General features: G+C 50.4%; 19 protein-coding genes. 12 read left to right on the forward strand and 7 right to left on the reverse strand.

Annotated elements, in window-relative coordinates:
- Positions 1–175 precede the first annotated feature (175 nt).
- Entirely contained in the window at positions 176–1,423 is a 1,248-nt protein-coding gene (locus tag LQ901_RS07155; RefSeq protein WP_010861758.1) for an Nramp family divalent metal transporter, read from the reverse strand.
- A gap of 442 nt (positions 1,424–1,865) precedes the next feature.
- Between LQ901_RS07155 and LQ901_RS07160 the strand changes: the two genes are divergently transcribed.
- The 4 genes from LQ901_RS07160 to yvcK all read left to right on the forward strand — a co-directional run bounded on the left by LQ901_RS07160 (position 1,866) and on the right by yvcK (position 5,393).
- Complete coding sequence (locus LQ901_RS07160) at positions 1,866–2,123, forward strand: hypothetical protein (protein WP_064977606.1); 258 nt, start codon at positions 1,866–1,868, stop codon at positions 2,121–2,123.
- Between the two features lie 772 nt (positions 2,124–2,895).
- Positions 2,896–3,930, forward strand: coding sequence for a mechanosensitive ion channel family protein (locus LQ901_RS07165; RefSeq protein ID WP_010861760.1), 1,035 nt, complete (start codon positions 2,896–2,898; stop codon positions 3,928–3,930).
- Positions 3,931–4,131: 201 nt separating this feature from the next.
- Positions 4,132–4,338: a hypothetical protein gene (locus LQ901_RS07170; protein ID WP_010861761.1), complete on the forward strand. Its 207-nt coding sequence runs from the start codon at positions 4,132–4,134 to the stop codon at positions 4,336–4,338.
- A gap of 125 nt (positions 4,339–4,463) precedes the next feature.
- Positions 4,464–5,393: a uridine diphosphate-N-acetylglucosamine-binding protein YvcK gene (gene yvcK, locus LQ901_RS07175; RefSeq protein ID WP_039045311.1), complete on the forward strand. Its 930-nt coding sequence runs from the start codon at positions 4,464–4,466 to the stop codon at positions 5,391–5,393.
- 114 nt (positions 5,394–5,507) lie between these two features.
- Here the strand turns inward: yvcK and uvrB are convergent, their stop codons facing one another.
- The gene (gene uvrB / locus LQ901_RS07180; protein WP_116546084.1) at positions 5,508–7,526 is read right to left on the reverse strand and encodes an excinuclease ABC subunit UvrB; all 2,019 of its coding nucleotides are present in this window, start codon (positions 7,524–7,526) and stop codon (positions 5,508–5,510) included.
- Between the two features lie 1,494 nt (positions 7,527–9,020).
- On the opposite strand from uvrB, the gene LQ901_RS07185 reads away from it, so the two are divergent.
- The 8 genes from LQ901_RS07185 (at position 9,021) to nth (ending at position 17,525) form a co-directional block, all read left to right on the forward strand.
- Positions 9,021–10,418 (forward strand): EAL domain-containing protein, encoded by a 1,398-nt coding sequence (locus LQ901_RS07185; RefSeq protein WP_170919654.1) that lies wholly within the window; start codon positions 9,021–9,023, stop codon positions 10,416–10,418.
- A 162-nt stretch (positions 10,419–10,580) separates the two neighbouring features.
- The gene (gene rsxA, locus LQ901_RS07190; RefSeq protein WP_010861765.1) at positions 10,581–11,159 is read left to right on the forward strand and encodes an electron transport complex subunit RsxA; all 579 of its coding nucleotides are present in this window, start codon (positions 10,581–10,583) and stop codon (positions 11,157–11,159) included.
- A gap of 3 nt (positions 11,160–11,162) precedes the next feature.
- A complete protein-coding gene (rsxB, locus tag LQ901_RS07195) occupies positions 11,163–11,723 on the forward strand; it encodes an electron transport complex subunit RsxB (protein WP_010861766.1) in 561 nt (186 codons plus the stop codon).
- Between the two features lie 3 nt (positions 11,724–11,726).
- Complete coding sequence (gene rsxC, locus LQ901_RS07200; RefSeq protein ID WP_152137234.1) at positions 11,727–14,453, forward strand: electron transport complex subunit RsxC; 2,727 nt, start codon at positions 11,727–11,729, stop codon at positions 14,451–14,453.
- On the forward strand, positions 14,454–15,500 hold the full coding sequence (gene rsxD / locus LQ901_RS07205; RefSeq protein ID WP_152135878.1) for an electron transport complex subunit RsxD: 1,047 nt from the start codon (positions 14,454–14,456) through the stop codon (positions 15,498–15,500).
- Positions 15,501–15,509: 9 nt separating this feature from the next.
- The gene (gene rsxG, locus LQ901_RS07210; RefSeq protein ID WP_010861769.1) at positions 15,510–16,139 is read left to right on the forward strand and encodes an electron transport complex subunit RsxG; all 630 of its coding nucleotides are present in this window, start codon (positions 15,510–15,512) and stop codon (positions 16,137–16,139) included.
- A 27-nt stretch (positions 16,140–16,166) separates the two neighbouring features.
- Complete coding sequence (locus LQ901_RS07215; protein WP_010861770.1) at positions 16,167–16,868, forward strand: electron transport complex subunit E; 702 nt, start codon at positions 16,167–16,169, stop codon at positions 16,866–16,868.
- A 24-nt stretch (positions 16,869–16,892) separates the two neighbouring features.
- A complete protein-coding gene (gene nth / locus LQ901_RS07220; protein WP_047707910.1) occupies positions 16,893–17,525 on the forward strand; it encodes an endonuclease III in 633 nt (210 codons plus the stop codon).
- Between the two features lie 189 nt (positions 17,526–17,714).
- On the opposite strand, the gene LQ901_RS07225 is transcribed toward nth, so the two are convergent.
- The 5 genes from LQ901_RS07225 to lolA all read right to left on the reverse strand — a co-directional run bounded on the left by LQ901_RS07225 (position 17,715) and on the right by lolA (position 23,059).
- The gene (locus LQ901_RS07225) at positions 17,715–18,155 is read right to left on the reverse strand and encodes a LexA family transcriptional regulator (protein WP_052242000.1); all 441 of its coding nucleotides are present in this window, start codon (positions 18,153–18,155) and stop codon (positions 17,715–17,717) included.
- A 245-nt stretch (positions 18,156–18,400) separates the two neighbouring features.
- Positions 18,401–19,225 (reverse strand): hypothetical protein, encoded by an 825-nt coding sequence (locus LQ901_RS07230; RefSeq protein ID WP_010861773.1) that lies wholly within the window; start codon positions 19,223–19,225, stop codon positions 18,401–18,403.
- Positions 19,226–19,546: 321 nt separating this feature from the next.
- Positions 19,547–20,836 (reverse strand): serine--tRNA ligase, encoded by a 1,290-nt coding sequence (gene serS, locus LQ901_RS07235; RefSeq protein WP_039045318.1) that lies wholly within the window; start codon positions 20,834–20,836, stop codon positions 19,547–19,549.
- 103 nt (positions 20,837–20,939) lie between these two features.
- The gene (locus tag LQ901_RS07240; protein ID WP_039045319.1) at positions 20,940–22,280 is read right to left on the reverse strand and encodes a replication-associated recombination protein A; all 1,341 of its coding nucleotides are present in this window, start codon (positions 22,278–22,280) and stop codon (positions 20,940–20,942) included.
- A gap of 167 nt (positions 22,281–22,447) precedes the next feature.
- Entirely contained in the window at positions 22,448–23,059 is a 612-nt protein-coding gene (gene lolA, locus LQ901_RS07245; RefSeq protein ID WP_039045320.1) for an outer membrane lipoprotein chaperone LolA, read from the reverse strand.
- Positions 23,060–23,068: the final 9 nt, after the last annotated feature.

A 23,068-nucleotide genomic window follows, 5' to 3' on the forward strand; every position in this document is an offset into this window, starting at 1 on the left:
GTAATCACACTCTCTTAGGGCAAGTGCTGTTTTATACAGCAATTCAGGCGATTACTGCGCTTTATCAAATCAATAGCCGAAAATGAAAAAGCCGCACCTCATGCTGTGCGGCTTTGGATGGAACTTAACGCGTTAGGAGTGGCGCTTTGTACGTTATCTGTGCCTCATTTGGGCATTAAAAGCCGCTAAATCCGGTAAACGTAGTCACCAGCAGATACAAGTTTATGGTAATCACCACTACCGCAATCAGACGACCAGCGGCTTGTGTCAGGGGCTTGTTAGTTAAATCCCCCATCAATTGGCGATCACCGGTAAAGCGCAGCAATGGAATCAAGGCCAGTGCAATACCAAAGCTGAGGAATACCTGACTCATCACCAACACGTGAGTAGCGTTCATCCCACACCAAATCACGATAAAAGATGGCAGCATAGTCACCGCGCGGCGTACCCACAGTGGAATGCTAAAGTTCACAAAGCCCTGCATCACCACTTGTCCAGCTAAAGTCCCCACCACGGTGGATGACAAACCCGCCGCAACCAAACTTAAGCCGAAGATCACTGCCGCAGCTTCACCCAGCAATGGATGCAAAGTCTGGTACGCTTGCTCCAACTCCGTAATACCGGTGTGACCAGCAGAGTAGAAAGTCGCAGCCGCTACCGCCATCATGGCGATGTTCACAAAACCGGCGATGGTCATCGCAACCGCAACATCCATTTTAGTCGCTGCATAACGCTCTTTGCGATCTTCACGACTGCCCCGTTGGGTCAACGCTGAGTGCAGGTATACCACGTGCGGCATGATAGTCGCCCCCAATACACCGGCAGACAAAACCAGTGCGTTTTGATCCGGCAATTGTGGTTTCACCATGTGCCAGCCCAACTCGGCGATATCTGGGCGGGAGAAAATCAACTCACAGACATAAGCCCCCGCCACAAACATTAAAAACAGTCCGATGACGATTTCCAGCGGCTTTTGCCCATGTTGCTGCAAAGCCAGAATCAATACAGTAGCAAGACCGGTCAAAATTGCGCCATCAAACAGCGATACACCAAATAACAACTTGAAACCGATTGAGGCGCCGATGAATTCAGCCAAATCAGTGGCAATGGCAATCAGCTCGGCTTGAATCCAGTAAAACCACACCAGCGGACGCGGGTAGCTTGCTCGAATGTGCTCGGCTAAGTTCTGACCCGTTGCAATACCCAGCTTGGCAGAAAGCAGCTGAATCAGCATCGCCATGGCATTAGCCCATACCACCACCCACAGCAACTGGTAGCCAAATGTAGAGCCGGCTTGAATGTTGGTGGCGAAGTTACCCGGATCGATGTAGCCAATCGCGGTAATAAAAGCAGGCCCCATCAGAGCGAGTTTGATTTTTCTAGCCCGCCGAGGTGCGGGTACTGCAACTGGTAATGTAGTCATGAGCCGATCTCCCTTGCATGAGATCTGCATTACACATCAAATGATAATGATTATCAATAGCAATTATTGTATCGACCGATGTCCCGCTATCTCGGGATATGTCTCGCTAGATGTCTGTAGTACTGAGCGTATGGCGCACTTCTATCGTCCACTGCCTACGATTACCGACCAATTACCGACTCTCTACACAACTGATACACAACTCGCTCAATGGCAGGCTTACTTCGAATGCCGACTAAAGTAAGGTTACAGGCTCTATCACTCTCTTTATATCAGCATTAAAACACAACGTTCCATTATGTTTTGGGATAAAACGCTACATCCTATCTATACTGATCTATGCCGCTCCGTGAGTTCACGCCTCTTGCTGAGTCACTTTTTTCTCTACCCAAAAGAGACGGAGCACTGCGGTACACCCTTAGCCGTTTTTACTGGAGAATCAATGATGAAATATGCAGCTCTCAGCCTAGCATTACTGCTTGGGCTCTCTGGTAACTTACTTGCCGCCGAACCAGAACAGACACAAGACAACAGCACTGAGCCTTGCACTAATGTACGCAATACCGATGACAATGACACACCATGGAGTGGCTCTGAGCGTTGTAATGACAGCAGTGGTGCCGAATCCGATTATTCCGACTCCTCCAGCAGCGATGAGTCATCGGTAACCCCAGATCAACCTGCGCCAATGGCCAATTAGGCTTGCAGCCCTCACAGGTTCATCACATACAGCCTTGCGTAAGCAACTTATCGGTGTAAAGCAGCACACATAGCACATACTCGATAAGACAACATGGAAGAAACGCAGGCTGTTTTCTTCAGCATTATGCACAGCCCCTCTTGTGCTTACACGATATCAACGAATTTCTTACACCAGACTGATACCAAGGGGTTACGCGCATACATGTATCCCATCGCAAAATTAAAATACTATGCCGATTATGATTAATTAATCATGCCAATTGAATAGCGATAACTTCATTCTAAAACACAATATTCATCATCACAGCATTGATAATAACGGGCAAAACAAATATGCGGATTTTATAAATCCCCCTTGATTATCAGTATGCTAACTCACTTACCTCACAGGAAATAATCATGCGGCTCATAATTAGACAATGAAGTCATATTTTGACGTACTTGTTTACCGGATTTGTATCTCTCAAAAAGCCTGCATTCACGCCACTCCGCTATACTGCTCGCCTCTGAACGGTATCCGCTAAGGCCATATAAGAATGAACGTAGTAATCTATTTGATAGCAGCATGTTGTTTTTTTGATCTTTGCAGTACTCTACTACCGCAGACTTTTTCGCACTTTACAAATCTTATCCTTTCTTCCATTTTATTTTAAAAACCAGACGCTAGAATAAACCCTTTTCAGTCGCAGGTATTTTCCGATCCCGGCCTGATAAGTGACATATCAGATACCAGTAAATAACATTCACAAATTTAAGACTACTAGACAGATATGAGTTCGGTTTATTCCCTGTTTCACTCCAAATTCATGATTGACCTTGCCACGTTGGCAGTCATCTCACTGGCCGCTCTGGCCTTATGGTTCTTTTTCCTCAAGCGTAAGCACAGTGGCCGTCATCGACGCAAAACGGTCACCGCAGTGATCACCTGCATCTCTTCTATCGTGCTATGGGGCATCATCGCGCTCACGGTTACCGAGATCATTTACTTACTGCTGCATCACTTTACCGAGCTCTACACCGGTTGGATCAGCACAACGAATGTTATCTTGCTCTCGGCTATCACCATTAAGTATGTGTTTGCCCTGATTAGCCAAATCGAGGCCTCACTGATCGCCAAAGGCAATGACATCACGACCTCCAAGGCCATTTCACGCCTGTTGAAATCCGTGACCGTGCTGATCCTGATTCTGATGGCCGGTCAACACTTTGGCCTGAGCGTGTCTGGTTTGATGACCTTCGGTGGTGTCGGCGGTATCGCCATCGGTTTGGCCGGTAAAGACATCATCAGCAATTTTTTCTCTGGCATCATGCTGTACTTCGATCGCCCATTTAATGTGGGAGATTGGATCCGCTCGCCAGACCGCAATATTGAAGGCACCGTAGCCGAGATTGGTTGGCGTCTAACCAAGATTAATACCTTCGACCATCGTCCGCTGTATGTGCCGAATTCGGTATTTTCGTCTATCAGCGTGGAAAACCCGGGGCGGATGACTAACCGCCGCATCAAAACCGAGATTGGCCTGCGCTATGAAGACGCCAAGTTGGTTCGCGTGATTGTCGATGACATCCGCACCATGCTGCAGAACAATCCGGATATCGATACCACCCAGACACTGCTGGTGTACATGAACGAGTTCGCGGACTCCTCCATCAACATCATGGTGTATTGCTTCACCAAAACCACGGTGTGGGCGGATTGGCTGAAAGTTCAGCAAGATGTGTACTTGGATATCATCGATATCGTGCACGCTCGCGGCGCAGATATGGCATTCCCAAGTCAAACGCTGTATCTGGAAAAAGAATAAACGTCACCCACGCATTTTGCGCTAAAACAATTTACGTTAAAACAATGCCGGCCTTCAGGTCGGCATTGTTTTTTTATAACCTAACAGACTGTATTAAAAGAGATATTCTGGTGCGCTGACTGGCAATCTGATTGATTGCGATCATACTAACTCACAATAACGCCCTCGATTTACTCCATCACCGTCTTGGAGGTAAACACCATGAGCAATATCACTGAGTCTGCCGGTCTCACCGACATTGCCAAATATCTCAAGCGCATGCATGGTTACAGCGATGCCGAAGCTCTTGTCGAAGCTAAAGAGGTATTAGCCGGATTTCAGGACATGTCATCACATGGAATTATCAAGGGTTGGTATTTCGATGCCGAAGGCCATCTGGAATTATTGCCCAACGAACGGATTAAATAACCGGCAGATACAAGGCAGAACGTGCGGTAAATCAATATTCTGGATTGTGTTTTGTCGGATTGTTTTTTAAGGTTACGCCACTTCGAGTATCTTTACTCTTACCTCTTCAAGAAATAATAAAACTTATGCGTAACCCGATGCTTGCAGATCTGAACCATGTGGTAGCCATTGGTGGCGGACATGGTCTAGGCCGTGTCCTCTCGTCGCTGAGCTTTTTAGGTCACCGCCTTACCGGTATTGTCACTACCACCGATAACGGCGGCTCCACCGGCCGGATCCGCACCTCTGAAGGCGGCATCGCATGGGGAGATACCCGTAACTGTATTAACCAGTTGATCACTGAACCGACTATTGCGTCAGCCATGTTTGAATATCGGTTTGCCGGCGAAGGTGAACTGTCTGGCCATAATCTGGGGAATTTGATGCTCAAGGCGCTGGATGACTTGAGCGTCCGCCCGTTAGATGCCATCAATCTGGTGCGCCGCTTACTGAAAGTGGATGCGCACATCATCCCGATGTCGGAAGAACCTGTCGACTTGGCCGCCGTCTGTGCCGATGGTATGTCCGTGTTTGGTGAGGTCAATATCGATGCACTCACCGAATTACCGGTATCACTGCAATTGGTGCCGGAAGTCAGTGCCACCCGTGAAGCCATTACCGCCATTGAACGCGCTGATTTGATTTTAATTGGCCCGGGCAGCTTTATGACTAGCCTGCTGCCGCCTCTGCTTAACCGTGAGATCGCAACTGCGCTGTCTAACGCCACCGCAGCCCATGTGCTGTATATCGGCAATCTGGCCAAAGAGCACAGTCCGGCGGCACAGCTGAATATCGCGGAGAAACTGCAGATTATCGAGCGCCACATTGGCCGTCGTTGCATTACTGGTGTGATTGTCGGTCCGCATATTGATGTCAGCGTGTTGCGTGATGAGGATGGTCCAAAACGTCGCATCGTTCAAACTCAATTGGAAGCTGACGATATTCCGTATCGTCACGATCGCAACTTGCTCAAGCAGGCGATCGAGCAAGCACTGCAAATCAATCCGCTGAATTGATGTTGCACATTAACGCTTAAGCCCACTGACATTTAGACAGCAGATAAAAGAAAGGCATTGTCGGGATAACCAACAATGCCTTTTTTATGCGTCTCACTATTCACACATCACGCATCAAGAGGTTTTGATAAACGCCTCTCGCAGTGCCTGCAGCTGATCGCGGATCGCCGCCGCTTCCTCAAACTCCAGATTCTGCGCATGTTGATACATCTGCTGCTCCAGCTCTCGCATCTTCTGCTCTGCTTCTGCTGGCGAATGCACCTGATAGCTAGCCTCAGACTCGGCCACTTTACGGCCTTTGGATTTCTGGCGACCTTTATTGCTAACGCGCCCTCCGACATCCAGAATATCGGCCACGGCTTTATTCAGCCCTTGCGGCGTAATCCCGTTACGTTCGTTAAACGCTTGTTGTTTCTCACGACGACGCTCTGTTTCACCAATAGCGCGCGCCATTGATGGCGTGATCCTATCACCGTACAAAATCGCCTTACCGTTAAGGTTACGCGCCGCACGACCAATAGTCTGAATCAATGAACGTTCGGAGCGCAAGAAGCCTTCTTTATCCGCATCCAGAATCGCGACCAGCGATACCTCCGGCATATCCAGCCCCTCACGCAGCAGGTTAATTCCCACCAGCACGTCAAACAGGCCAAGACGCAGGTCGCGAATGATCTCCATCCGCTCGACAGTATCAATATCTGAGTGCAGATAGCGCACCTTCACATCATGCTCTTCCAGATATTCGGTCAGATCTTCGGCCATGCGTTTGGTCAGCGTAGTAACCAGTACCCGTTCATTAATCGCCGAGCGCAAACGGATCTCCGACAGCAAATCATCCACCTGAGTGGTTACCGGACGCACTTCCACCACCGGATCCAGCAAGCCCGTCGGACGCACTACTTGCTCGATCACCTCGCCGCCAGATTTCTCCAGCTCATACGCCCCCGGCGTGGCCGATACATAAATGGTCTGCGGAGCCAGCGCCTCAAACTCATCGAATTTCAACGGACGGTTATCCAACGCCGATGGTAGGCGAAAACCATAATCCACCAGCGTTTCTTTACGCGAACGGTCACCTTTATACATAGCGCCAATTTGCGGCACCGTAACGTGTGACTCATCAATAATCAGCAAGCCATCGGCAGGTAGATAGTCAAACAAGGTTGGAGGCGGCTCGCCCGGATTACGGCCAGAAAGGTAGCGCGAATAGTTTTCAATGCCCGAGCAATATCCCAGCTCATTCATCATCTCAATATCAAACAGCGTACGCTGACTGATGCGCTGCTCTTCCAGCAACTTGTTGTTATCCAGCAAGACCTGCTTACGCTCGACCAGCTCGACCTTGATCTTCTCGATCGCCTCTAAGATCTTCTCGCGGGGTGTTACATAGTGAGTTTTTGGATACACGGTATAGCGCGCAACATCCTGCTGCACTTGCCCTGTCAGCGGGTCAAACAATGACAAGCGTTCAACCTCGTCATCAAACAGCTCCACACGCACCGCATGCTCGTCTGATTCTGCCGGATAAATATCAATTACTTCACCACGCACACGGAAAGTCCCGCGTTGAAATGCCTGATCGTTGCGGGTGTATTGCAGCTCCGACAAACGACGCAGGATAAAACGCTGATCCAGCGTATCGCCACGGCGCAAGTGCAACATCATTTTCAGGTAGGAATCAGGATCGCCCAGACCATAAATCGCCGACACCGAAGCCACCACCACCACATCACGTCGCTCCATCAGCGCTTTCGTGGCAGACAAACGCATCTGCTCGATGTGATCGTTGATCGATGCATCTTTCTCGATAAAGGTATCGGTACTCGGCACGTAAGCTTCTGGCTGATAGTAGTCGTAGTAGGAAACGAAGTATTCCACGGCGTTATGCGGGAAGAAGGCTTTCATCTCGCCGTACAACTGAGCGGCCAAGGTCTTATTCGGCGCCAAGATCATGGTGGGCCGATTAAGGCTAGCAATCACATTTGCCGCGGTGAAGGTCTTACCGGAGCCGGTTACCCCCAGCAAGGTCTGGTGCGCCAGCCCTGCATCGAGGCCATCGATCAACTGGCGGATCGCTTCCGGCTGATCGCCTGCGGGTGCAAACTCAGATACCAGCTCAAAGTTTTTACTCATACCTACCTGCTATATCATCTCGTTTGTCTCGGATATAACGGTATTATGCGCGGCTCCCCGCAGAAATTCGAGCGCTATCCCATCGCTGATTTAGACGGCGCGATGATTTGCTCAGCCAGCAGCATCCCCACAAACCTTACCCTGGCGAGCCACTGATGAAAAAAGCCCGAATACAGCCCGCACAGGGAAATTTCTGCGGCCAAATCGTAGCCTCGTCGGTGCGTTTTACACACTCAGTGCCTTTGTAATCTCTTTCTCTTATCCTCTTCTGCACATCTGCTTCTGCACATCTGCGCGCAGTCAAAAACAGTTGAGAGGAAATCCTGTTATAGATAAACCTTACGCAGGGCAATGTACGAATTATTATTTTCTACAATATTGCATTATTCGATATGCAATCATGCGCGTTATCTAATTTAAATATGGCTGTCATTAAAGCGTAATTATTACCCATAATTACTTATTGAGTTTGCCCTTTAGTGAACAAAAAACAGAACTCAAAATTGGTGAGCAATAAACAGTAGCGCTCATTTGCCCCCATAAACATAATGCGATGGCCAACCTTTGCTTAATCACCTGCTCAATTTACCATCAAATAGTTCCCTCTTTATTTTGTTGTTCGGCGCTGTAACCGATTACTTTTCGCGTTAACTAACGGGTTAGCAGACACAGCTGACATGCATGTCTGTATACTGACAGCGCAGGGTCAAAAAGACGCCACTGCTGTGCGCTACATCACAGAAAAATTACACGTCCCTCACCTCGTTCTTACAGCTGTGTCTGACAAAAAGTGTCGAGGTGTCTTAACCCAGAGAAAACGTGGGCTGTATGGAATTGTCTAAATATAGCCCACACACTTATCCACAGATTTAGTGGATAACTTTTGGCGAACAACAGAAAAAAACAGAAGTCAACACAATAAATATTGTTTTATATCAACAAATTAATCAGTTGATAAAATCCGTCTTCGCGACAGTTTAAGGCTTGACAAACCACGCCAAAGCAACCAATCACTCTCTCGCTTTACAGTTTTGTTACAGCCCACAAAGGGAAATTGGATAACGGCTCACGAAATAGACAGCGCGACAATAGCAACTGCACATCATCGGCTAGCGCTAGCAGCATTTAATCGAAGCCGACAAACGGCTAGCGACAGAAAAAAGGATTTTTGGGCTCACATCATATCGTGACGGGCTGATATGTAATATCCTTGAAAAATATCAGAGAAGTTTGCGAGCTACGTCACGCAACAATTCAGGGCATAAAATAATAAAGCTCAATAGGCTGATATAATAAAATCATCTGTATTCTGTTAAAGAGAAAATGAATTCGATGAATATAGCCCTGTCCCGTTCAGCTGCTATTTGGCGTGCTCTCTTGTGTTTTGTGTTAACCACAGGTGTTGTTTATATTCAAAGTGCATATTCATTGTCTTTAAGCATTAGCATTCCTGCAATATTGCTTATTTGTGGCACATTACTCACTCTGGAAATAATGCAAAACCAGAAAAACGCTTCTGAACGTTTGATTAAGCTGGAGCAAAGTCTGAATATGGCTGCCAGTGCCGGCGAAATTCCAGAAGCGAAATTAGCGGCAAAATATGCGCAAGGTTGGCGACAAGAAAAAACCGAGTTGGAGCATCGCCTCGACCTGATTGCTAAAGACGTGAACCGCGACCCACTCACCGGCTTACCAAATCGTGCGAGTTTCATTCATCAGCTCTCGTTACTGCCTGAAAACGGGGCTAAGCACTGGTTAGCGCTGATCCACGCCACGCCACTGACTGAGCTTAATCAACGCGGAGGATCCAAACTCGGCGATCTGTTCATTCAAGAGATCGCAGAACAATTAACTCTGCATGGTCTGCCTCTTGGACAGTTATACCGCTTTGAAGGTGCGATGTTTGCGTGGGTCGCCTCGGCGCACCAAATTGAGCAACCCGAGCGTCTTGCTGAGCGCTGCGCCCAAGCGCTGGAACAACTGGCGCAACGCCACCAAATCACACGAGCCGCCAATATCGCGTTTATCTCTTTCTACGGCAACCAGTGGGGTGCCGCACTGACTCAAGCAGAAGAGAGCCTGCGCATTGTCTCATCACTGCCCCATCGCTGCTGGCAAGTCGATCATACCGAACAGCCTCAAGTGGATGACTGGTTTAGCGAGTTAGATCAGCAAATCGCCAATGCGGATGTGGAGTTCAATATCCAGACCACGCTGAGCGTGAACGACAGCATGCCGAAATACCATGAGTTGTTCTCGCGCTTTACCTTCTCCAAAGGGGCGATGTCGACCGACAAAGTGATCGCGATGGCCGAATATCATGGTCGTATGGCACAGCTGGATATGATGCTGCTGACCAAGATCACCAGCATTTTGCAAGGCTTCAAAGGTGATGGAGTTTTAGCGGTTAATTTAGGCTTTCATACCATCAACGAGCCACAGTTTTTACACTGGTTAACCCAGTATCTGGAGAAAAACCCTGCCGTCACGCCACACTTGGTGATGGAGATCCAAACGGAAGCAATCCAGACCTACCCTGACAATGCCGGCAAACTGATCACGTTACTGCACCAACATGGGGTGCGGGTATGTTTGTGTCATTTTGGTCAACAGCTCGATGGGTTAGCGTTACTGTCACGTTATAAGCCATCATTTGTGAAACTCGACCCACGATATACCCGTGATATTGAAGCCAATAAATCTTTGCAGCAGGTATTACGTTTATTTATCGATACGCTGCACCGTTTAGGCAGCAAAATCATTGCAGAAAATGTGGAAAAGCAGGAAGACAAAACCATGCTAGCGCATCTGCGAGTAGATGCGATTCAAGGCTATATCGTGGCGAAGCCTAAACCGGTGCAAGATTCCGAATTGCTACGTATGGTAAGTTAATAAACTGATAATTATCATAATTTCAGCCGCTCCCCTAAGAAACACGTGCCTTTATGGTGCGTGTTTCTTGTCCGCTTATTAGGGCGAAATCGATTGTCCGGTTGTCGGCAGAGTTATAATTGCTGATAATACCTCGGTTTTTTATCATGAAAGGTAGACCGGATGACTGAGTATCTTTTGCTGCTCATCGGAACAGTGCTCGTTAATAACTTTGTCTTGGTCAAGTTTCTCGGCTTGTGTCCTTTTATGGGCGTATCCAAAAAGCTGGAAACGGCCATTGGAATGGGTTTAGCCACCACATTTGTTATGACGCTGGCATCGGTGTGCTCATACCTGATGGATCGCTTTATTCTGATCCCGTTTGGCATCGGTTATCTGCGTACCCTTTCATTTATTCTGGTTATTGCCGTTGTCGTGCAGTTCACCGAAATGGTGGTGCGCAAAAGTAGCCCTGCGTTATATCGCCTGTTGGGCATTTTCTTGCCGCTAATCACCACCAACTGTGCGGTGCTGGGTGTCGCGCTGCTGAACACCAATCTGGCTCATAACTTTATGCAGTCTATCGTGTATGGCTTTGGCGCTGCGGTGGGCTTTTCTCTGGTATTGGTTTTGTTTGCCGCACTGCGCGAGCGTATTGCATTGGCCGATATTCCGGCCCCTTTTAAAGGCTCATCGATTGCATTGATTACCGCCGGACTGATGTCGCTGGCGTTTATGGGCTTTACCGGACTGGTTAAATAAAAAATGATGACTCTGTTTTGGGCCGTGTTAGCACTGATCGGGCTAGCGCTGCTGTTTGGCGTATTACTGGGTTTCGCCTCCATCAAATTTAAAGTTGAAGCCGATCCGATCGTCGATCAACTAGATGCAATTTTACCGCAAAGCCAGTGTGGGCAATGTGGGTATCCTGGCTGCCGCCCGTATGCCGAGGCGGTCAGCAATGGTGAGCAAATCAACAAGTGCGCCCCAGGTGGCGAAGCGGTTGTACTGAAAATTGCTGACTTGCTGGGCGTTGAGCCTCCTGCCGCAGATGCGAATGCAGAGAATGCCGAGCCACGCAAATTTGTCGCCTTTATTCACGAAGAACAGTGCATCGGCTGCACCAAATGTATTCAGGCCTGTCCGGTTGATGCCATCATCGGCTCGACTAAGTCAGTCCATACCGTTATTTCTGATCTCTGCACCGGCTGTGATCTGTGTGTTGCCCCCTGCCCGACGGATTGCATTGAAATGCAGCCGGTCAGTGTGACCCCCGACACATGGAAGTGGGATCTGAACACCATTCCAGTAAAGGTCGTTAGTTAAGTTATGTCCAGTGTGATTAAGGCCATTCAGAGCGGCCGTATTTGGGATTTTGACGGTGGGATCCATCCGCCGGAAATGAAGTCACAATCCAACAATACTCCGATTCGCCGAATCGATCTGGCCCCCTATTATGTCGTGCCACTGCAACAGCACGCAGGTCAAGCTGGCGATCTGATTGTTAAAACCGGTGAAAAGGTTCTCAAAGGACAGCCGCTGACGCAGTATCATGGCGGCGGACGCGTATTGCCCGTTCATGCCCCGACCTCTGGTACGATTGTCGCAATCGAGCCGCGCACCATCGCGCATCCTTCTGGACTCAGCGATCTTTGCGTGGTGATTGAGCCAGATGGCAACGACACGTGGGTCGAACGCGAACAGATTGAAGATTACCATCTGCTCACCCCTGAGCAGTTGATTGCCAAGATTCGAGCGGCAGGTATTGCCGGTCTTGGCGGCGCAGGCTTCCCTACCGCGGCCAAGCTCACCGGCGGCGCCAACTTGATCAAATTGCTGATAATCAACGCCGCAGAATGTGAGCCTTATATCACCGCTGACGATCGTTTAATGCAAGATCGCGCCGATGAAATCATCGAAGGGATTCGGATCCTGCGCCATATTCTGCGCCCAGAGCAGGTGGTCATTGGTATCGAGGATAACAAGAGTCTGGCTATCGAAAGCCTGCGTAAAAGCCTTGATGGCAGCGAAGATATTCAGCTGCGCATTATTCCAACGAAATATCCGTCTGGTGGTGCCAAGCAACTCATCAAGATCCTCACGGGGATGGAAGTGCCTAAAGGCAAACACTCCTCAGCGATCGGTGTGTTGATGCAAAACGTCGGTACCGCCTTTGCCATTAAGCGCGCCATTATCGAAGGCGAACCACTGATCGAGCGTGTCGTTACCCTGACCGGTGATGCCATTCACGACAAAGGTAACATTTGGGCGCGTTTAGGTACGCCGGTGCAGCACCTGCTAAGCCACGCGGGTTATCGCCGCACCGCCGGGAATGGTCAGATCATCATCGGTGGTCCACTGATGGGCTTTAGCTTGCCGCATCTGGATGTTCCCGTGGTGAAAATCACCAACTGTATTTTAGCTCCGGGCGCTGCAGAATTTGGCGAAGAGCATGCCGAGCAGGCCTGTATCCGTTGCAGCTCCTGTGCGGATGCCTGTCCGGTTAATCTGCTGCCGCAGCAACTGTACTGGTTCAGCCGTGGTAAAGAGCATGACAAAGCACGCCAATACAACATTATGGATTGTATCGAGTGCGGTGCGTGTGCCTATGTTTGCCCGAGCAACATCCCGCTGGTGCAGTACTACCGCCAAGAAAAAGCAGAGCTGTGGGAGATTCGCCGCGAAGAGCGTAAGTCTGAAATCGCTAAACAGCGCTTTGAAGCCAAGCAACAACGTCTGCAACGCGAAAAAGAAGAGCGCGAACAGCGTGCCCAACAAGCCGCGCAAGCCCGTCGCGCCTCACAAACCAGCAGCGAAGGTGTTGATCCGGTTCAAGCAGCATTGGCGCGTATTAAAGCCAAACAAGCACAAAGCGCCGCGCCAGAATCAACAGTACCGTCAGCTAATGCACAACCGATTCAACAATTACGTCCACTGACGCCGAATGCTGAAAGTGCCCCTGTGGTTGCAGATGACTCCATGGCAGCCGCACGCGAAGCGCGCAAACAACTGGCGCGAGAACAGCGTGCGCGTAAAGCTGCGCAACAAAATGTGGAGTCATCAACGGCACCAGCGTCTGGTGTAGCAGACAGCAGTGAGAACACCGATCCACGCCAAGCGGCGGTAGCCGCAGCTATTGCCCGAGCCAAAGCGCGTAAAGCCGCGCAAGAGCAAGGTGCTGATACCACAGCTGCAGCTAGTCACAACGAACCGGCAACCGTAGCACCGAATGCTGAAAACACGGCAACTCCAAGCGATGCCACTACGGAAGCCGTTGATCCACGCAAAGCGGCAGTAGCTGCTGCTATTGCTCGCGCTAAAGCGCGTAAAGCCGCGCAAGAGCAAGGCGCTGATACCACTGCCGCAGTTAATCACAGTGAACCAGCAACCGAAGCGCCGAATGCTGAAAACACGGCAGCGCCAAACAATGCCACTACGGAAGCAGTTGATCCACGCAAAGCCGCAGTAGCTGCTGCCATTGCTCGCGCTAAAGCACGTAAAGCCGCGCAAGAGCAAGGTGCTGATACCACGGCCGCCATTAATCACAGCGAACCGGTAGCCGTAGCGCCTGATACTGAAAGCTCGGCAACGCCAAGCGATGCCACTGCCGAAAACGTTGAACCACGTAAAGCGGCGGTAGCTGCGGCCATTGCTCGCGCTAAAGCGCGTAAAGCCGCGCAAGAGCAAGGTACTGATACCACAGCCGCCGTTAATCACAGTGAAGCGGCAACTGTAGCACCTAATGCTGAAAGCACGGCAACGCCAAGCGATGCCACTACGGAAGCGGTTGATCCACGTAAAGCGGCTGTAGCGGCTGCCATTGCTCGCGCTAAAGCACGTAAAGCCGCGCAAGAGCAAGGTGTGGATGCAACTGCCGTCGTTAATCACAGCGAACCGGCAACCGAAGAGCCAAATGCCGAAAGCACGGCAACGCCAAGCGATGCCACTGCGGAAGCGGTTGATCCACGCAAAGCCGCGGTAGCGGCTGCCATTGCTCGCGCTAAAGCGCGTAAAGCGGCTCAGGAACAAGCAAAAACTCAGGCGAGTGAGGAATAAATGGTTTTCAAAATAGCAAGCTCCCCTTACACGCATAACCACCGCAGCACTAACGTCATAATGCGGCAGGTGATGCTTGCCTGTATTCCGGGTGTCGCTGCGCAGTGCTACTTCTTTGGCTGGGGTAACCTGATCCAAATCCTATTAGCCATCATGGTGGCCGTACTCGCAGAAAGCGCAGTGCTGCTGCTACGCAAAAAGCCAGTGTGGAAAACCCTACAAGACAGTACGGCAGCACTGACCGGTCTGTTGCTCGGGATCTGCATCCCGCCACTCGCACCTTGGTGGATCATTGTCATCGGTACCTTGTTTGCCATCATTATTGCCAAGCAGCTGTACGGTGGCTTAGGGCAAAACCTGTTTAACCCAGCGATGGTGGGCTATGTTGTCTTGTTGATCTCCTTTCCCGTACAGATGACCTCATGGTTACCGGTACTGGGATTACAAAGCGAACCAGTCAGCTTTATGGATTGCTTGAACGTCATCTTCACCGGCCATACCGGTGAAGGGAATACGTTGCATCAGCTGATGCTGGACATCGACGGCGTGACACAAGCCACCCCGCTCGACACGCTGAAAACCAGCTTGAAAAACGGTCTGACTGCCCACGAAATCATGCAAAAACCGATCTTTGGCAGTTTTGCCGGTTTAGGTTGGATGTGGGTTAACGTCGGCTTTTTGCTCGGTGGTCTGTATCTGCTGTACCGCAAAACCATCCAGTGGATGATCCCCGTCAGTTTCCTGCTGACGCTGACCATTGCCTCTACGATCGGTTGGCTGGTCGCGCCTGATGCAAGCGGCACGCCGCTGTTTGAATTGTTCTCAGGTGCAACCATGTTCGGTGCGTTTTTCATTGCTACCGATCCGGTGACCGCATCTACGACCTTCCGCGGTCGTTTGATCTTCGGTGCCGTGGTCGGACTGATGGTATACCTGATCCGGACACTCGGCGGTTACCCCGACGGCGTCGCCTTTGGCGTACTTATCGCCAACATGGCAGTGCCACTGATTGACCACTATACCCAGCCACGCGTATACGGACGCTAAGGAGTCTCCATGTTACCAACCATGCGCCGGCACGGTATTACGCTGGCCGTCTTTGCTTTAATTGCCGTTGGCACTGTCGTGGTCGTCAATCTGCTTACGGCAGATCGCATCGCCGAACAAACCAAGCAGCAGCAAAAGATCCTGCTCAATCAGGTATTGCCGTCTAACCTGTACAACAATGACCCTCTCAAAGAGTGTGTCATGGTGACTGATCCCGCCCTGCTCGGCTCAGCCGTCCCACACAAAGCCTATCTGGCGCGTTTAGATGGCAAACCAGTGGCTCTGGCTATCGAAAGCACCGCGCCGAACGGCTATTCCGGTGCGATTCAGTTGATGGTTGGCGCAACTCTCAGTGGCGAGTCCTTGGGTGTTCGCGTCCTCGAACACCATGAAACACCGGGCTTAGGGGATAAAATTGATCTGCGGATCTCTGATTGGATCTTAAGCTTTAAAGACAAAGTGCTGCATGACGATAACGACCCACGTTGGGCGGTACGCAAAGATGGCGGCATGTTCGACCAATTTACCGGCGCGACAATCACCCCACGCGCCGTTGTCGGTGGCGTGAAGAACACGCTGATTTATGTCCGTCACCATGGTCAGGCGCTGTTTACTCAGCAACCTGATTGTGGCGAATAATTCACGGCCAGCATCACCGGAGTGTATATGAACAATTCACGTGACATTCTCGTTCAAGGTCTGTGGAAAAATAACTCGGCACTGGTTCAGCTGCTCGGCCTGTGCCCTCTTTTGGCCGTGACCTCAACCGCGACCAACGCGCTAGGGCTCGGTCTGGCCACCATGTTGGTGCTGGTTTGTACTAACGTAGTGATTTCAGCGATTCGCCAGTGGGTGCCGAGTGAAATTCGGATCCCGATTTACGTCATGATCATCGCATCAGTGGTTACGGCAGTACAGCTGCTGATCAACGCCTATGCATTTGGACTGTACCAGTCACTGGGGATTTTTATCCCGCTGATCGTCACCAACTGTATCGTGATCGGGCGTGCCGAGGCCTTTGCCGCCAAGAACAACGTGGCCGACTCGGCACTAGACGGTTTCGCTACCGGTTTAGGCGCAACCTTAGCTTTATTTGTGCTGGGAAGCCTGCGTGAAATCATCGGTAAAGGGACGCTGTTTGATGGTGCCGATTTACTGCTGGGCTCTTGGGCCAAAGTGCTGCGCATTGAGGTCTTCCATCTGGATAACAGTTTCCTGCTGGCTATCTTACCTCCTGGCGCATTTATCGGCTTAGGTTTGATGCTGGCGGCCAAATACATGATCGATCAGCGCATGAAAAATCGCGCTGCCACGCCAGCACCTTCAGCTTCGGCGGACGATCTGAAGAAAATTCACAGTTGTCATTAATCAAACACAGCTAAAGCGGCAGTAATGAATCAGAAGAAACGGATAGAGATCTTAGAACGCCTGCGGGCAGAGAATCCCAAACCTACCACTGAACTGAAATACAGTACGCCGTTTGAGCTGTTGATAGCGGTGATGCTGTCGGCGCAAGCCACCGATGTAAGTGTGAATAAAGCGACCGATAAGCTCTATCCGGTCGCCAATACACCACAGACTATCTTGGATTTGGGCGTAGATGGGCTCAAGGAGTACATCAAAACCATTGGGCTATTTAACAGCAAGGCAGAAAATGTCATCAAGACCTGCCGGATTTTGTTAGAGCAGCATCAAGGGGAAGTACCAGAGGATCGTGAAGCACTGGAAGCCTTGCCGGGCGTTGGCCGCAAAACGGCTAACGTGGTTCTGAACACCGCCTTTGGTTGGCCGACCATTGCAGTCGATACGCATATTTTCCGCGTCTCTAATCGTACTGGATTTGCACCGGGTAAAAACGTCAATGAGGTGGAGCAAAAGCTGCTCAAAGTCGTCCCTGCTGAATTTAAGCTGGATGTGCACCACTGGCTGATCCTGCACGGGCGTTATACCTGCATCGCCCGTAAACCACGCTGTGGCTCGTGTATCATCGAAGACTTGTGTGAATTCAAGGAAAAGACCGAGTAACTGCGTCAAAGGCCCCACAGATTTTACAGGCGCTACACCCGTAGACACTAGGCCAGTCTTAGTTCTGGCGGTACTCGCACCAAGCACTACCGGTATCTACCAGTCACCTAGATACTAGGTGACTGGTGCTAGGTGCTAGCACGCTTACCGCCTTCCTTGTGCCACGCATTTCGTTAAGCATGTTACACATCACTGGCGGATATGATGGATAATGCTGGTCACAATGCCCACTTGCCCCATCTGCTGCAATTCAGACAGACTTTCCATATCCACGCGATCAGCGTGATCGGCGCTCAGTGATAGCAATTTGAGCTCAGGTTTTACCTGCAACTCATACACCACGACTTCGCCTTGCTCCATCATCACCACCAAATCACCTTTTTTCGGCGCTAAAATACGGTCTACGACGAGTATATCGCCTGGGCGAATGCCTGAGTCGACCATCGACAGGCCGCTGATACGGACGAAAAAGGTATCATCCGGTCGTTTGATACAGTGTAAGTTGAGATCAAGACGCTGCCGGCCAGACACCAAAGACGGTGAAGACAATAACGACGACTCTGTATCATTAAAAAATGCCACTGGACGGTAGGTGAACAGATCATCGGGTCGGGAAATGCTCAGTTCCATGATAGCCTCTCAAACACTGTATGCTTATACAGTATAAGATAAGCACTATCCGCTTTCGTTGCAAGCCTAATTTTACATTTTTCTGTATGGATATACAGTATTGTTATCCAGTTCATACAGTAGCATATCCGCCCACCTATACTTGCCGAAGTGACTCACTCATTACTGATATGAATACACCCCAACGCTCAAGCTGCTCATCCGCAAACAGTTGCAACAGCTTGAGCGTAAACATATTTTTTAGGTTACTGCGGCTTTGAGAAAGGCAGAGCTAATTTGGCATCAGCATCCATTTTGCTTCTTAGCTCCGTAAACAGTTGCTGCTGGACATCTAAGTTCAGAATGCCACGCCGTGGCCTATCCAAGTCCAAAATCAGATACACCACCATCACCGTGAGCAGTGCAAAACCAATCGACGCAAAGAAGTTAAAATGCCGACTCTTTGAACTGTTGTAGCCATTCGCAAATGCCGCCGCCAGAGCCTGAATAGTGAGGACAATCAGCAAAATATCGGGGATATGCGTGCGATCATACGAGAGGCGGCTGCTGGCCAAATCAAACATCTCATTCATCGCTGGGATCATCTGCATCGACGCCAGATAATGCTCCTGTTGACGTGATGCCTGCATCACCTGCCCCCACAACTGATTTTGTAGCTGATCGGTTTTGGCTAATACCTGTCGAATCGCAGCAATATCACTGCGCACGTCATAATACGCAATGCGCTGGTCAAGATAGTCTTTTAGATGCACCCGCAGCGTACTTCCAGTTTGTGGTTCGTAGAGAAACGTACGCAGATAGACCGTGCCAATCGCGTTAGAGGCATCCACCATCAGCTCTTTGCGCGTTTCGTTACGGCTCGCCGCAGCTGCAAACGTAAACGCCAGCAATAGCCCGAGCAGACCAAATAGCGCAGATTCAATTTGCACAGTAGCGCCATTGGTATCATCTTCACTGTGGCGCAAGCGCCCGACCGTAAAGCCAATCACTGATGCCAGCAGCATCAACGCCAGCAATAAACCACACAGAACAGTGCTATCAGTGCCAAGAAAGAAATCTGGGTCATTCATCTTCGCTTCCCCTATCGCAAACCGCGACCATGGCTAAACGCAGCTATCGCAGCCGAGTGTGTAAGCCGATGAATGCGCCTGACACAGGCCGATTTTACTGCCGAGCATATGTGGTAAGGGTAGTCAGGCTCTGACAATTTGCCACTGGTTAGCAAGGGGATAGCAGCATCTCGATAAGCTACTATCAGCAGCTTTTCACTGGCTGGCCCCTGAGCAAACTACAAACTGAACAAATAAAACGTAGGCATAAAAAAACCCGCCGTAGCGGGTTTTTAGTATTTCGATACTGCGCCCTATGTTGGGCGATACAGCATGGTGGGATTAACCACCAATATGGGTCAAACCGCCCATGTAGCTGCGCAGAACTTCTGGGATCTCAATGCGGCCATCAGCTTGCTGATAGTTTTCCAGAATCGCGACCAGAGTACGGCCAACTGCCAAACCTGAGCCATTCAGGGTGTGAACCAGACGTGGCTTCTTATCGGTCTTAGAGCGGCAACGCGCTTGCATACGACGTGCTTGGAAATCACCCATGTTGGAGCAAGAGGAGATTTCACGGTAGGTATTCTGCGCTGGCAGCCATACTTCCAGATCGTAAGTTTTGTGAGAGCCAAAGCCCATGTCGCCAGTACACAGCAGCACGGTACGGTATGGCAGACCCAGCAGCTGCAATACTTTCTCAGCATGACCGGTCAGCTCTTCCAACGCCTGCATGGAGTCTTCTGGACGCACGATTTGAACCAGCTCAACTTTATCAAACTGGTGCATACGAATCAGACCACGGGTATCACGGCCATAAGAGCCCGCTTCAGAGCGGAAGCACGGCGTGTGCGCAGTCATCTTCAGAGGCAGAGATTCTTCTTCCAGAATTTCACCACGAACCAAGTTGGTCACTGGCACTTCTGCGGTTGGGATCAGCGCAAAAGTTGGGTCGCCTTCTTCCAGTGGCTTGGTGTGGAACAGATCGTTACCAAACTTCGGCAGCTGACCAGTACCGTACAGGGTTTCCTGGTTCACCAGATAAGGAACGTAGGTTTCCAGATAACCGTGCTCGGTGGTGTGCAGATCCAGCATGAACTGGGTCAGCGCACGGTGCAGCTTAGCGATTTGGCCTTTCAGTACCACAAAACGTGCACCGGTCAGCTTAACCGCAGCCGCGAAATCCATACCGCCAGCCATTTCGCCCAGATCAACGTGGTCACGCACGTCAAAATCATACTGACGCGGTGTACCCCAACGGCGGACTTCCTGATTATCGTTTTCGTCTTTACCAGTCGGGACTTCATCTGAAGGAATGTTCGGGATGCTCAGCGCAATACCGCGTAACTCTTCCTGCAGCTGATCCAGCTCAACCTTTGCTGCATCCAGCTCACTTCCCATGGAAGCAACTTCATCCAGCAATGGCTGAATATCTTCGCCACGCGATTTAGCCAAACCAATCGCTTTGGAGCGAGCATTACGCTCAGCTTGCAGGTTTTCTGTTTTTACCTGCAGAACTTTACGTTTCTCTTCCAGTGCATTGAGTGTATCAACATCCAGTTTGAAGCCGCGACGGGCCAGCTTCTCGGCCACCACGTCCAGCTCGTTTCGTAACAGATTCGGATCGAGCATTTTTATCCCGCTTTTTATCGTTTTAGAGAAATTTATAGACTGTTAAAAGACTAACAGGTGCAGACCTGCACCCTATATTACACACATTAACGCAAAGGCTAAGTTACTGATAGCGTTTTATCGGGCTATTTTGATCCTGCTGAGTCAGCCAGGATAATTTTTCAGCAATCTTGCTCTCCAGCCCACGCGCAACCGGATGATAGTAACGCGTACCCTGCAATTGCGGAGGGAAATAACTCTCTCCGGCTGCATAAGCATTCGGTTCATCGTGGGCATAACGGTATTCCGCGCCGAGCCCCATCTCTTTCATCAATCGCGTTGGCGCATTGCGCAGATGGTCTGGCACATCGTAATCTGGATGCTGTTTCGCATCTTCTAACGCCGCTTTGAATGCGGTATACACTGCATTGCTCTTCGGCGCACAGGCCAAATACACAATCGCCTGAGCAATGGCTCGCTCGCCTTCCGCCGGTCCAACACGCGTAAAGCAATCCCATGCGGCGATCGCCACTTGCATCCCACGCGGGTCAGCATTGCCCACATCTTCCGAAGCTATCGCCAACAAACGCCGTGCGACATAGAGCGGATCACCACCGGCAGTCAAAATACGGGCATACCAATAGAGCGCACCATCCGGAGAAGAGCCGCGAATGGATTTGTGCAGGGCAGAAATCAGGTCGTAATAGCGGTCGCCTTTATTATCAAAGCGCGCACTGCGCTCACCGGCAACCTCGCGCAGTAACTCTGAAGTCAGAATTTTGCGCCCGTCCGGTTGCTCGGCGGCCATATCCACCATTAGCTCTAGGCAATTAAGGGACATTCGCGCATCGCCGTTCGCCAGCTGCGCCAACGCTAAAGCCGTGTCAGGCGGCAGTTCAATATTCTGGCCGCCTAAACCGCGCACGTTATCCTGCATGGCTTGTTCAAGCACTGCCAGAATATCGTTTTCGGTGAGGGATTTGAGCAGATAAACCCGCGCACGAGATAGCAGTGCGTTATTGAGTTCAAAAGACGGGTTTTCGGTCGTCGCACCAATAAACGTGATCGTGCCATCTTCGATATGTGGCAAGAACGCATCTTGCTGACTTTTATTGAAGCGATGCACTTCGTCGACGAACAAGATAGTACGCCGCGCCCGATCGCGATTTTGCCGAGCACGCTCAATCGCTTCACGGATCTCTTTGATACCCGATGTTACCGCCGACACGCGCTCGACATCGGCATTGGCATAGCGCGCAATCACTTCTGCCAAGGTGGTTTTTCCGGTACCCGGAGGCCCCCACAGAATCATCGAGTGCAGATGACCGGCCTCCACCGCACGGCGCAACGGTTTTCCCGGCGCGAGCAGGTGAGCCTGACCAATATACTGATCCAGTGTCTGCGGACGCATCCGTGCGGCCAGCGGCTGAAAATCTGCCGCAAAATCCAAAGATAAATTACTCACCACGCAGCCTTATTTGCTGAATTCTTTTCCGCGTTTTACTTGTCACCAGTATTTGTAGCTCTGGTTTGCCGCGCTAGGTTGTTGATCGCAATGTTGTTCACAGTGTTTATGACAACAACCAATGAACAACCAAGCCATATCACTCGGAGCGCGGCAATGGTGACCTATCAGTTACGCTGATCGTCAATCTCAACCCCTTTCGGGACAGTAAAGCTAAACTGTGACTTGCTCACCGCCGATGTAGAGAAGCGATTCAAAACGGTCTGGCTCTTTTGACCATCCATTTCCACCACTGAGAAACCTTTGATCACTCCAGCCGGAGTGACAGTCAGGTCAAACTGCTTCATGTTGCCATCAGACTTAATAGGCTTAAGCGTGAACTGATCGCCTTTCTGGGTGATGTTGTATTTAGCCCAGTCGGAAGGATTGTTACGCGTCAGCAGGACAAACGGTGTATTGCTGGTCGCGTCTTTCAGATTACTAATCGTGACTTGTTCAACAAACGGATTGAAAAACCACAAGGTTTTGCCGTCAGTCACCAGCAGGCTTTCGTCTGGCGTTTTAGCTTCCCAACGAAACAGATTCGGGCGTGTCACCGCCAGTTTGCCTTCGCCTTGTTGGATCGCCGCGCCGCTTGGACCGGTCACAGTCTGTTCAAACGAGGCGCTAAATGAATTAATTTTTCCCAGTCGGCTCTGCAAATCAGAACGGGCATCAGCCCATGCCGTGGATGACATCATGCCGAGAACAATACCGCAGGTGATAAACCACTTTTTCATTGTCACTCC

It is taken from the genome of Plesiomonas sp. PI-19 (genome assembly GCF_021368255.1).
GTDB lineage: Bacteria > Pseudomonadota > Gammaproteobacteria > Enterobacterales > CAMTGL01 > Plesiomonas > Plesiomonas shigelloides.